The organism is Fusicatenibacter faecihominis (assembly GCF_020686945.1).
Lineage (GTDB): Bacteria > Bacillota > Clostridia > Lachnospirales > Lachnospiraceae > Limivivens > Limivivens faecihominis.
Genome location: NZ_JAJEPR010000030.1, coordinates 1 through 13,713 on the forward strand (window position 1 = coordinate 1; position 13,713 = coordinate 13,713).

Annotated in this window: 8 protein-coding genes; all 8 read left to right on the top strand. The window is 43.3% G+C overall.

Translation table 11 applies throughout. The annotated features are described in order from the left end of the window. The first annotated feature begins 103 nt into the window (after positions 1-103). The 8 genes from LKD71_RS13710 to LKD71_RS13745 all read left to right on the top strand — a co-directional run bounded on the left by LKD71_RS13710 (position 104) and on the right by LKD71_RS13745 (position 13,701). Complete coding sequence (locus tag LKD71_RS13710; RefSeq protein ID WP_227615895.1) at positions 104-622, top strand: ATP-binding protein; 519 nt, start codon at positions 104-106, stop codon at positions 620-622. Positions 623-724: 102 nt separating this feature from the next. Further along, positions 725-883: a cyclic lactone autoinducer peptide gene (locus LKD71_RS13715; protein ID WP_015528432.1), complete on the top strand. Its 159-nt coding sequence runs from the start codon at positions 725-727 to the stop codon at positions 881-883. Beyond that, positions 883-1,452, top strand: a complete 570-nt coding sequence (locus LKD71_RS13720) for an accessory gene regulator B family protein (protein ID WP_227615896.1) — start codon at positions 883-885, stop codon at positions 1,450-1,452. Before LKD71_RS13715 ends, LKD71_RS13720 begins: the two co-directional genes overlap by 1 nt. A 168-nt stretch (positions 1,453-1,620) precedes the next feature. Then, positions 1,621-2,313, top strand: a complete 693-nt coding sequence (locus tag LKD71_RS13725) for a thioesterase II family protein (RefSeq protein ID WP_255633061.1) — start codon at positions 1,621-1,623, stop codon at positions 2,311-2,313. Positions 2,314-2,401: 88 nt separating this feature from the next. Further along, positions 2,402-3,001 (top strand): 4'-phosphopantetheinyl transferase family protein, encoded by a 600-nt coding sequence (locus tag LKD71_RS13730; RefSeq protein WP_227615897.1) that lies wholly within the window; start codon positions 2,402-2,404, stop codon positions 2,999-3,001. After that, a complete protein-coding gene (locus tag LKD71_RS13735) occupies positions 2,991-4,580 on the top strand; it encodes a (2,3-dihydroxybenzoyl)adenylate synthase (protein ID WP_227615898.1) in 1,590 nt (529 codons plus the stop codon). The genes LKD71_RS13730 and LKD71_RS13735 overlap by 11 nt, the downstream gene beginning before the upstream one ends. 14 nt (positions 4,581-4,594) lie before the next feature. Further along, a complete protein-coding gene (locus tag LKD71_RS13740; RefSeq protein ID WP_227615899.1) occupies positions 4,595-12,268 on the top strand; it encodes a non-ribosomal peptide synthetase in 7,674 nt (2,557 codons plus the stop codon). After that, a complete protein-coding gene (locus LKD71_RS13745; RefSeq protein WP_015528437.1) occupies positions 12,268-13,701 on the top strand; it encodes a condensation domain-containing protein in 1,434 nt (477 codons plus the stop codon). The genes LKD71_RS13740 and LKD71_RS13745 overlap by 1 nt, the downstream gene beginning before the upstream one ends. Positions 13,702-13,713: the final 12 nt, after the last annotated feature.

Genomic DNA, 13,713 nt, shown 5'->3' on the forward strand with positions numbered 1-13,713 from the left:
ATAAATCACTATTTTGTTAGCTGAAATATTGAATTTTTAAGGTACGAATCCCATTTTAGGTATGGGAAGTCTTAGTAAATTTATTTGTACAGTAGCCGGTTTGATGGAAGAAGGAGAAAATCAAGAGGTTAAGGAGATTATGGAACATTTAGGTGTCCGGATTCAGAGCCTTCAAAAAGGTGTGTATTGCGAACACCCGATCTTGAACAGCATCCTGTGCGAAAGGAAATTCCTTGCGGAATCTAAGAATATTTCCTATAAGATTACCCTGGGTAATGATCTCAGGCTGGACTTTCTGGAAGAACTGGATATGATCTCAATCGTAGGTAATCTTTTGGATAACGCACTGGAAGCGGCAGAAAAGACAAAAGATGGCCGATATGTGGAATGCAGGATGTATATGGGAAATGAGGAACATTTCCTTGTTATGGAATTTTGCAACGGGTATGTTGTTCCACTGTTAAAGGACAAGGACCGGTACATAAGCACCAAAAGAGATGCAGACAGTCACGGGATCGGACTGCATACGGTTGGAAAACTGGTTAAAAAGTATGCTGGAATTATGAGAGTGGAGGTCGGAGAACAGGAGTTCTCTGTTAAGCTGATCTTTACAATAAAATAAAGATGTGCAAAAATCGCCCAAAAAGTTACCGTTTTTGCCACGGTAATTGAAAAAAGGGCGATTTTTGTGTAAACTATCGGAAAAAAATGGAGGCATGTAACTATGAAAAAAACAATCAGAAAAAGCTTGGGTATCAAAGTACTTGGAGTTGTAAACTGTCTTGCACTCTGCCTGACGGCATATACGGCAAATCTGGCGTGCAACTGGCTGTACTATCAGGAAGAAGAGCCGGAAGAAGTTAAGAAAATGAGGAAATTCTAGTGTGGAAAAAAACTACCGGCTGGCTTTTTGAAGTGCAAAACAGGAACGGGATTCTTGAAGAGAAAGACCGCAGGCTGTATGAATATGCTTACGGCGTACTGCTGGGCAGGGTGGCAATATACCTTATCATTGTCATACTTGGCATTGTAACGGGGAATTGGCTGGAGATGCTAGTCTTTTTATTGCCCTTTACTGTTCTAAGGCAGTATGCCGGAGGGATTCATTTAGAAAAAGCAGGGAGCTGCATGGTTGTTTCCAGTATCCTTGTCCTTCTGTGCGGTCAGTATCTGGCGTCTGGTTCGGCTGTGATGTGGCAAATACGGATCATATGGCTTGCTGCAGTTGGAGTCATATTTGTTATGGCACCGGTGGATGCCAGCAGTAAGAAACTGGATGAGAAAGAAAAGAAAGTTTATGGTATGCGCGCGAGGGCAATTTTAATTATTGAATGCGCGATAGCAGGTGTTTTTTCTGTAACCGGATATTTCCTGGTCGTAAACGGGATTATGGTAGCGCATATTGTTTTGGCGTCCGGTTTAATATTGGGATGGATCAATAATTTTTTTTGACAAAGAGTTAGAGTTAACTAATCCTGGATAGGAATAAGAAATGCTTGGGAAAAGCATATCACAAAATGATAATAAACAGAATAAAAAAGAACATGATGCAAGAGGAACATAAAAGTGAATTTGAAGTTGATAAAAAATACAGAAAATATTAACAAAGAGAAAATAACTTTGTTTTGTCTGCCGTTTGCGGGGGGCGGCGCTTCTGCTTATAACCAGTGGGCGAAAAAGATGCAGGGAAAAGTAACGGTATGTCTGGTTCAGCTTCCGGGAAGGGAAGAACGGATCATGGAGAAGCCGTATATAGATATGCCGGTTATGTTAGATGATCTGGAAGAGGCAGTAAGAGAGGTTGTGGATGGACCGTATGCCTTATGGGGGCACAGTATGGGCGGTAAGATTGCCTATGAGCTGGAAAAGAGATTGGAAGCGGTCGGATATACAGCGAGCTGTCTGTTTATTTCCGGTAGCCGGATTCCCAGTATTCCGGAGCCGAAGCCGATCTATCATCTTCCGGATGAAGAGTTTAAGAGGGAACTGGGAAGATTTGAGGGGACGCCAAAAGAGATACTGGAGAATCAGGAATTATTGGATTTCTTTCTGCCTATGCTACGGGCAGATTTTACCATGGATGAAACATATTATGACAAGACGGGAATAGTACTGCATGCGCCTATCGCTGCATTTGGCGGAGAAAAGGATGGCGAAGCGGATGAGAGCGCAATCTGCGAATGGGGAAAGTATACGGATAATGATTTTAGCTACCGGATATTTCCGGGAGGACATTTTTATTTACGGGATTACGAAGACGAAGTAATAAGTGAAGTTATAAGGCGCCTGCCGGGAATAAAAGATGGAGATTAAACGGTATGGAGCGAAGGAATTTCTGGCGGCAGGCAAACTTTGTATCCGTGAAAATGAGATACATATATGGTGCATCTGCTGGCCGGAAATGACAGATTTCTGGGTGAACCATGAATATATCCTGAGTGGGCAGGAATCGGAGCAGGTCGGAAGATTCCGCTTTTCGGAAGACAGGATGCGTTATATAGCCGGGAAGGTTGTCGTGCGGCTTCTCTTGAAAAGATATTTAGATGTGGAAACGATTGATTTTTCTGTCAGTGAACGGGGCAAGCCTTATCATAAAAAGATTGCAGGAAAGCAGACCGTAGATTTTAATATTTCGCATTCGGGAGAATTCATATTGGCGGGATTCGCTGTTGGAATGGACATCGGAGTGGATGTGCAGGAAATGGCGGGATGTCCGGATTACTGGGAGATAGCCGGGAATTTTTATACGGAAGAAGAAGCGGAAGATGTAATAAAGGAAGGATCGGCTTTGTTTTTCCAGTACTGGGCGGCCAAAGAAGCGTATGTAAAAGCGCTCGGTATTGGATTAGGAAGAGGAATGGATTTCTTCTCTGTCAGAAACGGGGAAATTATAGAAAAAGGCAGGAATGATCAGGGCTGGTTCCTGTATCCGGTCAGGATCAAAGGATATGCTGCGTATGTGGCGGTGCATAAGAAAGGAGATAAATCAAATGGGTTATAAGAAAGATATGAGCAAATATGAGTATCTGGAAGGTTGGGAGAGATGTAGTTTTGGAGAACAGCTTGATAAGTGGGCGGAAAAATATGGAGAAAGAACTGCGGTCACGGACAGCGAAGACGAGATCAGTTATATGGAATTAAAGCAAAAAGCAGATTGTCTTGCGGCAGCTTTTCTGCGTAAAGGGATTTTAAAGGGAGACAAAGTGCTTGTACAGCTTCCGAACAGGATTTCTTTTGTGGTCGTGTTTTTTGCGCTTTCCAAGATCGGGGCGGTGCCGATCATGATGCTGCCGGCCCACAGGGAGGCGGAACTGGAAGGAATTATTGAACTGGCAAAGCCGGCCGCTTATATTGTGGCGGAGAAATATCTGGGATTTTCATATGTGCCGATGGCAAATGCGATGAAAAAGAAATATTCATATATCCGGCATATATTTGTAGATAGCGAATCCGGGGATATCAGTGGAATGATTGCGGAAACGTGTGGAGAAAATAGAGCATTTCCGGCTGTGGATGGGTATGAAACGGCGGTTCTTTTGCTGTCCGGCGGGACGACAGGGGTTCCGAAACTGATTCCGCGCACCCATACGGATTATATGTATAATGCCCGTATGTCCGCGAAAAGATGCCGCCTGGATAGCAGCGACGTTTATCTGACGTCTCTTCCGGTAGCCCATAATTTTCCGTTATGCTGCCCGGGGCTTTTAGGTACGCTGGATGTGGGAGGAAAAGTTGTGCTTGCGTCTGCGACCAGCCCGGACGATATTCTTGACGCAATTACAGAGGAAGGCGTTACGATTACCGCATTGGTTCCTGCTATGGTTACTGTGTGCATGGAAATGTTGGAATGGGATGAAGATTATGACATATCCAGCCTGCGAATTTTGCAGGTGGGCGGCGCAATGCTGGAAGATTCCCTTGCAGATAAGATCATTGAAGAATGGCCGTGTAAACTGATGCAGGTATTTGGTACGGCGGAGGGGCTACTGTCCTTTACTAGCCCGGAGGATGAAGGTTCCCTGATTGCAAGATGCCAGGGAACTCCGGTGTCTCCTGCGGATGAAGTGAAGATTGTGGATGAAGAAGATAAGGCCGTACCGGAAGGAGTTTTTGGGGAATTATTATCCAGAGGCCCGTATACGATTGATGGTTATTATATGGCGGAGGAAGCGAATAAAAAGAGCTTTACGCCGGACGGATTTTACCGGACGGGCGATAAAGCTATGTGGACGAAAGACGGAAGGTTACGTTTGGGCGGGAGGATCAAAGAGCAGATTAACCGCGCCGGAGAAAAGATCATGCCTTCAGAGATTGAAGCTTACCTTTGCAGGCATTCGAAAATCAAAGAGGCAGCCGTTGTCGGCGTTCCGGATGAAACCCTTGGAAACCGGATATCTGCATTCCTTGTGACCGATGATGAAGCCGGGATCGATTTACAGGAAATCCACAGGTTCCTGCGGGAAATAGGCGTTGCGGCGTATAAAATGCCGGATCAGATAGAACGGGTAGAGACATGGCCACTGACCAGCGTAGGAAAAATAGATAAGAAAGCATTAGAACGGATGGCACAGGAAAAATAGAAGGAGACAGAATCATGGAATATATAGAGATAAAGGAACAGATCAAACAAAAGCTGCCGGTAGCCAGAGATTTGGGGGATTCCGAAAATCTGCTGGAGCTTGGGCTTTCGTCCCTGACGATCATGCGTCTGGTAAACCAGTGGAGAAAACAGGGGGTTAAGGTTTCATTCGGTTCATTGATGGAAAATCCTACCCTTGAAGGCTGGTGGGCGCTGATCCAGCGCAGCATGAAGAAAAAAGCGGGCAAAAAACGGGCGCAAGAATCTAAGATAACGCCGGAAAAGGATATGAAACAGCCGTTTCCTTTAACAGACGTACAGTATGCATATTGGGTTGGCAGGGATGAAGAACAGGCTCTTGGAGGAATAGACTGTCATGCGTATTTAGAGTTTGATGGGGGAAATATAGATCCGGAGCGTCTGGAAAAAGCATGGAATGTGCTGCAGTATCATCATCCCATGCTGCGTGCCTGCTTTCTGGAAGACGGGACACAGAAAATCCTGGATAAGCCGTATTGCGAAAAAATAAAGGTTCATGATTTTTCACGGATGTCATCTGAGGAAGCAGAGGCAATGGCAGTATCTGTCAGAGAACGTTTATCCCATCGGAAGCTAAAGATCGAGGAAGGCGAAGTGGCAGGAATAGAGCTTACGCTTTTTCCTGAAAATAGGGCACGCATGCACGTGGATATGGCACTTTTGGTTGCCGATGTACAGAGTTTGCAGATCTTATTGAGGGATTTGGCGGCTGCCTATCGCGGAGAAAGCCTTCCGGCAGAATCAAAAGGGTGGAATTTTGCTTCTTATCTGGAACGGCAGAAAGAGGAAGATAAGGAAGAGAGAAACAATGCAGAAGGATACTGGAAAAAACGCTTGGAGCATTTGCCGAAAGGGCCAGGCCTGCCACTGGCAAAACGGCCGCAGGAAGTGACAAAGACTGTATTCAACCGCAGGATTGTAAGGATTGGCAAGGAAGAGTGGGCTCATCTGCAAGTACGGGCAAAGGAATACCAGACAACTCCGGCAATGGTTCTTCTTACTGCATATGCGACGGTTTTGGAACGGTGGAGCAGGAATCATCGTTTCCTTATTAATATTCCATTTTTTAACCGGAAAACAGAGCAGCAGGGATTGGAAGACGTGATAGCAGATTTCACTACACTGTTATTGCTGGAGATTGACTGCGAAGGGAATCCGACGTTTGCAGAATTGCTAGACAGGATCCAGAAGCAACTCCATGAGGATATGAAGTATACGGCATATTCCGGCGTGCAAGTCCAGAGAGATCTTGCACAGATGTATGGAGACGCATCGGCAGTGGCGCCGGTTGTTTTTGCCTGCAATCTGGGAACGCCGTTGGTAAATGATACGTTCCGGAAAGAACTGGGGCAGTTTTCCTATATGATTTCCCAAACGCCGCAGGTGTGGAATGACTTCCAGAGTTATGAAGATGAAAATGGCGTACAGCTTACATGGGACAGCGTGGATAAGTTATTCCCGGAGAATATGATCCCGGATATGCTGGAGTGTTTTGAGAATCTTCTGCATGAATTGGGAAAGAAGGACTGGAATCAGCGATTTGATGTGCTTCCTGAAAAAAGAAAAAGAGAAATTGAAGATACAGCGCGTACAGGAGTGCCGGAGCGTGTGGAATGCCTGCATTGGGCTGTTATGAACCATGCGGAAGTTTGCCCGGAAGATATTGCGCTTATTGATGCGGGAAGCGGAAGATCGGTTTCCTATGGGGAATTAAAAGCACGGGCGACAGCAGTGGCGGCAGGGATTTCAGAAAAGGATATTAAGGGAGTCCCGGTTGCACTTACCCTGCCGCGCGGGATAGAACAGATCGAGGCGGCACTAGGAATTTTGCTTTCCGGAAATTCATACCTTCCGGTCAGCTTAAGCCAGCCTAAAGATCGGAGAGCGTTAATCCATGAGAAGACGGGAGTCCGCTATGTGGTCACGAATCGGGAATTATCCGAAAAACTGGACTGGCCGGAAGGTACGGAAATCCTTGTGATGGAAGGTATGGAAGAGGGACAGGAAAATGTGAGACTGCCAGAGGTGTCGCCGAAGGACAGCGCCTATATCATCATGACGTCAGGCTCTACAGGTGTTCCGAAGGGTGTAGAGATTGCGCATGAAAGCGCATGGAATACGGTTCAGGATATTAATGAAAAGTACCATGTGACAAGTGCAGATCGGGCGCTGGCTGTATCAGCTATGGATTTTGACCTGTCGGTATATGATGTTTTTGGAATTTTAGGCGCAGGAGGAACATTGGTATTGCTTCCAGAGCAGGAGAGAAGGAATGCGGATTACTGGCTGGAACAAGTGTTGAAATATCAGATTACCGTTTGGAATTCAGTGCCGGTGCTTCTGGATATGCTTTTGATACGGGCGGAATCCATGAAACAGAAACTGCCGATCAGGGCGGTTATGCTTTCTGGAGATTGGATTGGGATGGATCTCCCGCAGAGGGTTGCGGCATGGACAGAGGATTGCCAGTTTGTCGCTATGGGAGGAGCTACAGAGGCAAGTATCTGGTCCAATTATCAGAATGTTACCCTGCCGATGCCGAAAAACTGGAAATCTATTCCTTATGGAAAGCCACTCAGATATCAGGCATATCGTGTTGTGGATGAGTATGGAAGGGATTGCCCTTACTGGGCAGAAGGCGAACTCTGGATTGGCGGTTTTGGTGTAGCAAAAGGATATAGGGGAGATTCTGCGCTTACGGGGCAGAAATTTATCACAGATCAGTATGGAAGATGGTATCGGACCGGCGATCTCGGAAGAATCTGGGATGATGAGACAATTGAATTTTTGGGAAGAAAAGACCATCAGGTAAAGATTCGCGGACACAGGATTGAATTGGGAGAAATTGAACATGTGATTCAGGAGTTTCCGGGTGTGGCTCATGCAGTTGTTGATACAGTTAGTGATGGTCATGGCAATAAAACGCTGGCTGCTTATATCGGAGCGCCGATACAGGAAGATTCTAAAGTTACAACGTATTTGTACGGCACAGATATCTTTGGCGGGGGCTGGAAAGAACTGAAGGATGATGTCAGCAATTGGCAGATGCAGCAGGAACGGAAGACAGCATACAAAAATTTCCTTGCCTATGCAGACCAGAGATGTGTACAGCTTATGCTGGAGACACTCATAGAGTTAGGCATTTTTGTATCAGAGAAGGAAGTTCTTTCGCAGAAGGAAATTTTTGAAAAAGGGAGCATTACGGAAACACAGAAGAATACTGTGGCAAGATGGTTGGAAATTTTAAAGAAGGAAGGAATCCTGAGAGAAGAGGACGGCAGACTATCGCGTACCGGGAAGGAAGTGGCTGTACCGGAAAAAGCTGGAGATACGGAAACGTATTTTAATAAACTGAAGCCGTATCTGAAGCATATGGTTACTGGGAATGAAGTTCCGCTGGACGTATTTTACCAGAAAGAGCCGGCTTTGGCTCCGAATATGCTGCTTCGGAGGATTCCGGGCTGCGAGGAAACAGTGGAAAGACTGGTGCAGGGATTAAGGCTTCTGGCAGAAGAACGCAGAAAAGAGCCACTCCAGATTATAGAAATTGGTACAAGGGACACTGCAATTACAAGACAGTTTTTGAATGCACTGGAAGATGTAAGCGTGGCTTATACTTATGCGGATTCTTCAAAATATTTTCTACAGGAAGCAGAGAAAGAACTTGCGGGATATGAGAGAGTCGAGTTTGAGATGCTGAATCTGGAAGAAGGCATGGATAAACAGCAGATGTCCTTGCATAGTTATGACGTTGTGATATCGGTAAATGCTTTACATAGAAATATTGATGCTGCGGATGCGGTAAAGAAAGTAGCGGAATTACTGAAGCCAAACGGAATATTGCTGATGACTGACCTTGTGGTAAGGACATACCTTCAGGAACTTACAGCGGCTTTTTTGGAAAATGGTTTTGCGGATATTCGGGACAAGAGAAAAGAAGCAGGGCTGGTTACCCCGGATTGCCTGCTGTGGAGAGAATGTTTATCAGAGGCAGGATTGGGCGAAGACTGTGCTGTGACAGAGAGATATGGAAGATGTATATGCTGCAGCAGACAGCAGGCGTCTGTCCTGTCCTATCATAATGGAGCACTAAGGGAATATCTGTCAGAAAAACTGCCGGAGTATATGGTTCCACAGAATTATCATTTCATGGAGCAGCTCCCAACATTGTCCAATGGGAAGATTAACAGGAAGCAATTGCGGGAAGATTTTAAAGAAGAAACTGCGGTTATCCGATTTTCAAAGGCAACGACAGAAACAGAAGAAAAGCTTTTAGATATCTGGAAACAATTATTTGGATATGAAAATATCGGAATTGAAGATAATTATTTTAGCCTTGGGGGAGACTCGCTGATTGCCACAAGGTTGATCTCGGAAGTACAGAAAACCTTCGGCTGCAAAATAACGATCAGCACGATTTTTGAAAATCTGACCGTAAAATCTCTGGCAAAAGCTATTGAACAGTCCGAACAGAAAGAAGAAGATACACTGCAGATCAAACCGAATCTGGAGGAAGCATATCATCCGTTCCCATTAACCGATGTGCAGTATGCTTACTGGCTTGGCAGAAGCGGATTGTATGAATTGGGGAATGTTGCAACGCACTGTTATTTTGAACTGGATGCAGACGGCCTTGATACTGAGTGCGCAGAGACGGCATGGAATCTGTTGATACAGAGGCATGGGATGATGCGTGTTATTATCCAGCCGGATGGTATGCAGCGCATACTGGAGAATACTCCCCAGTATCATATTGACGTGACGGATATCCGACAATTGGAAGTGACAGAAAAAGAAAAGGCATTGGATGAAAAACGGGCAGAGATGTCTCATCAGGTAATTCAGACAGATGAATGGCCTCTGTTTGATGTGCGAATCACTAAAATAGAGGACCAGAAGCATAGAATCCATATCAGTTTTGACAATATTATCTTTGATGGCTGGAGTATGTTCCATCTCTTAAATGAGTGGGCAGAAGTATATCGAAATGGAAAAGCGGAAATGCCGATTACTTTGTCTTTCCGGGATTACGTGCTGGGACTGGAGCAGATAAAGTCTACCTCTGCTTATGAGAAAGATAAAAAATATTGGGAAGACCGGGTGGAGACTTTTGCGGACGCACCGGATCTGCCGCTTGCAAAGAACGAAAGCCAGATTACAGAGCAGCGTTTCTGTCGCCGGAGCGCAAAACTGTCACAGAAAGAATGGCAGTCTGTAAAAGACGCGGCGGGAAGACTGGAGGTAACGCCTTCTGTTCTTTTGATGAGTGCTTATGCGGAGACTCTCCGCTTGTGGAGCAGTAATAAGGATTTTACACTTAATCTGACGCAGTTTGACCGGAAACAATTGCATCCGGAAGTGAACAATTTGGTTGGAGATTTTACAACACTGACATTGCTGGAGATAAAGAATGCAGGGAATAATTTTGCGGAAAGAACAAAGGCAATTCAGAAGCAGCTTACAGAAGATCTGGAGCATACAGCTTATGGCGCGGTTGAACTGGAGCGCGAATTAAAGAAAAAGACTGGAAATATGCGGGGCGCTATTATGCCGGTAGTGTTTACCAGTGGCCTTGGCGTGGAGCAGTGGAATGAAGGAAAGTGGCTTGGAAAACTGAACTATAACATTTCACAGACGCCGCAGGTGTGGCTGGATCATCAGGTGGTTGAAATGGATGGCTGTTTATGCCTGTTTTGGGATTCCGTGGACGAATTATTTTATCCGGGAATGCTGGATGAGATGTTCCGGGCATATACCGGCCTGCTTCATACGCTAGCAATTCATCCGGAGATCATGCAGGAAAAAACGGCAAGTCTGGTAACAGCGGAAATTTCAGAAAAACGGCGTCAGGCGAATGAAACGGCGGCTGAATTTGAAGAGAAAACGTTGGATGGATTATTCTTGGAGGCGGCAGACAAATTTCCGGATAAGGAGGCGCTGGTAACGTGCAGCAGGCGGATGACTTATCGGGAGATAAAAGAAGAGGCGTTTTACATTTCCGGGCAGTTGAAGAGCATGGGAATAAAAAAAGAAGAGACGGTAGCTGTATTTATGGAAAAAGGGTGGGAGCAGGTAGTTGCTGTTTATGGAATCCTGTTTGCCGGAGCCGCATATCTTCCGATAGATATCCATAATCCGAGAGAACGAGTTGAAAAGATTCTCCGTGACAGTGGAACAAGAATCATTCTTGTGCAGAATCAGGCGTATGATCAGGATACCGAATGGCTGCACGAGTGGGATTGTATTTCTGTGTCTGGATTAAAAACCGATTCTGAATACAAAGCACAGGAGAATAAGGCGGGAGACCTTGCGTATGTAATCTATACGTCGGGAACAACCGGGATGCCGAAAGGAGTAATGATTACTCACCATAATGCAGTGAATACAATACTGGATATCAATGCACGCTATCAGATTACAGAACAGGATACGGCGTTTGGAATCTCCAATCTTCATTTTGACCTGTCTGTTTATGATGTTTTTGGCGTTTTAGGCGCAGGTGGGAAATTGGTTCTTCCGGATCCGGAATATGGAAAAGATCCAGCGCATTGGATTCACTGGTTGAATCATGAGAATATTACCGTATGGAACAGCGTGCCAGCTTTTGTAGAAATGCTGGCAGAATATGAGGAATATCAAAGGCAGGTAACTTCACAATCGTTGCGGTTGGTAATGATGAGTGGCGACTGGGTTCCGGTTTCACTTCCGGGGAGAATCCGTAATCTGTTTCAGAATGTTGAGATTGTTGCACTTGGAGGAGCGACGGAAGGCAGTATTTGGTCCAATCATTTCGAGATCCCAGAGATTGTGCCGGAAGATTGGAAGAGTATTCCGTATGGGAAACCGCTTGCAAACCAGAAGTATTATGTTCTGGATCAGAATATGGAAGATTGCCCTGACTGGGTACCGGGAACACTTTATATTGCCGGAGATGGCGTTGCACAGGGATATTTAAACGATAATGAAAAAACAGAAGAAAAGTTTGTTGTTTTAGATAGAACTGGGGAACGATTGTATTGTACTGGAGATATGGGACGGTATTGGAATGAAGGTAATATTGAATTTCTTGGAAGATTGGATAATCAGGTAAAAATCAATGGATATCGGGTAGAATTGGGCGAAATTGAAGCTGCATTACGAAGGATTCAAGGTATAACTGAAGCGTTTGTTTTTTTTAAAAGGGATAATGCGATAGAAGACATATGTGCTGTATTAGTAGAGGAAAAAAGGTATCGTGACCGGATAGACAAGTTTTATAAGGAAATGTTAAAAAAAGATCTTCCGATCTATATGATTCCAACAGAATATATTAAAACGAATGCTATTCCGCTTAATTCAAATGGGAAAAAGGATATTCATAAAATTTTGATTGTTGCAGAAAAAAATAGAAAGCCTATTTTTAAAAAGAATAATAATTGTAAACAGCTTACTCAACTTCAGGAGCAATTACTCGCAATTTGGAGAGAAGTTTTAAAAATTGAAAATATTGATATAAATGATAACTTTTTTGAAATAGGTGGAAATTCGATACAGGCAATACAAATTACTAACCAAATGACGGAGAAAATAGGGTGTTTTATGGATATCGGCAAGTTATTTGAGTATCCGACTATCAGCAAAATCGAAAGATATATATTAGAGGAAACGTAATGAGTAAATACATATTTAATAATGATACCGATATTTTGGAGTTTTTGGAGCAACTTAGAGAGAATGGCATTCAAATTTGGGGAGAAGGGGAGAAAATTCGATACAGATCTAAAAACAGACAATTGGCACCGGAAACATTAAGGATTCTTAAAATGGCTAAAGGTCAAATTTTAGATTTCTTTCGAATGATCGAAAAAAATGTGATTCCATTAACATCAATACAAACAGCTTATGTTGTGGGACAAACGGCTGGGTGTGAGTTGGGAAATATAAATGCGCATTATTACATCGAATATACAATAGAATCTTTGGATGTTGAACGACTTGAGCAAATGATAAATCTGGTTATTTCTAAAAATGATGCATTACGGTTGATTGTAACACATGAGGGGAAAGCGAGTTTTTTAGATAATGTGCCATATTATTCTGTGCCAGTTTATTCATTATATGATGGGAATGATAGAGAGCAAAAGCGGCTAGAGAGAAGTCATCATAGGTATAATTATTATAAATGGCCCATGTTCCATTTTTGCGTTGGGAAAACATCAGGAAAGACAAGTGTTTTACATGTAGATTTTGATTGTATTATTTTGGATGCATGGAGTGCAAAATTACTGTTGAACGAGATTTTCAGTTTGTACTATGGAAAAGATGTTAAATTTCCACGAATCTCTTTTATGAATTACATGAGATTAAAAACAGATAAAGGAGATTTGGAAGCTGAAGAATACTGGAAAGAAAAAGTAAAAAATATGCCGAGCTTTCCCAAACTGAATTACCAGAAAAAATTTGCAGAAGTGCAGAATGTAAGATTTGATAGAATTGAATGTGATTTTTCTTTTATAGAAACACAACGATTATATCAGAAAATAAAAAACTATCATTTTACTCCTGCTGCAGTAATTTCTACAATTTTTATGAAAACACTGGCACAATATAGTGAAACTCCAGGACTTTCCATAAATGTAACATTGTTTAATAGACAGTTATTGCATGAAGATGTGAATGGGATACTGGGTGAATTTACTAACAATGCAGTAATATCATACCAAGAAAAAACGGATTCTTTATTGGATGCTATTCGAGCAACTCAAGAACAGATGTGGCGGTTAGTTCAATATAGAAAATTTGAAGGAAGCAATATATTAAAAATGCTTTCTTCAGGTAGAGCAGGAAAAGCGATTATGCCAGTAGTGTTTACTTGTATGCTGGAGGGGAATGTGTCTAAGGTAACAAAAAAAAGATATTCATTCAAAGAAGAATATGCGATAAGCCAAACACCGCAGGTGGTTTTAGATCACCATGTAAGAGATGATTTGGGATATTTGAAGATTTCATGGGATTATATTATTGACATCTTTGATAAACAATATATTACTGATATTTTTGGCGCTTATGTAAATAATATAAAGAAATTTATGGAAAAATATTAGGGAGAATAAAAA

Coding starts and splice junctions, on each gene's coding strand:
- LKD71_RS13710 (WP_227615895.1), top strand. CDS start 104: ATGGAAGAAGGAGAAAATCAAGAGGTTAAGGAGATTATGGAACATTTA.
- LKD71_RS13715 (WP_015528432.1), top strand. CDS start 725: ATGAAAAAAACAATCAGAAAAAGCTTGGGTATCAAAGTACTTGGAGTT.
- LKD71_RS13730 (WP_227615897.1), top strand. CDS start 2,402: ATGACAGATTTCTGGGTGAACCATGAATATATCCTGAGTGGGCAGGAA.
- LKD71_RS13735 (WP_227615898.1), top strand. CDS start 2,991: ATGGGTTATAAGAAAGATATGAGCAAATATGAGTATCTGGAAGGTTGG.
- LKD71_RS13740 (WP_227615899.1), top strand. CDS start 4,595: ATGGAATATATAGAGATAAAGGAACAGATCAAACAAAAGCTGCCGGTA.
- LKD71_RS13745 (WP_015528437.1), top strand. CDS start 12,268: ATGAGTAAATACATATTTAATAATGATACCGATATTTTGGAGTTTTTG.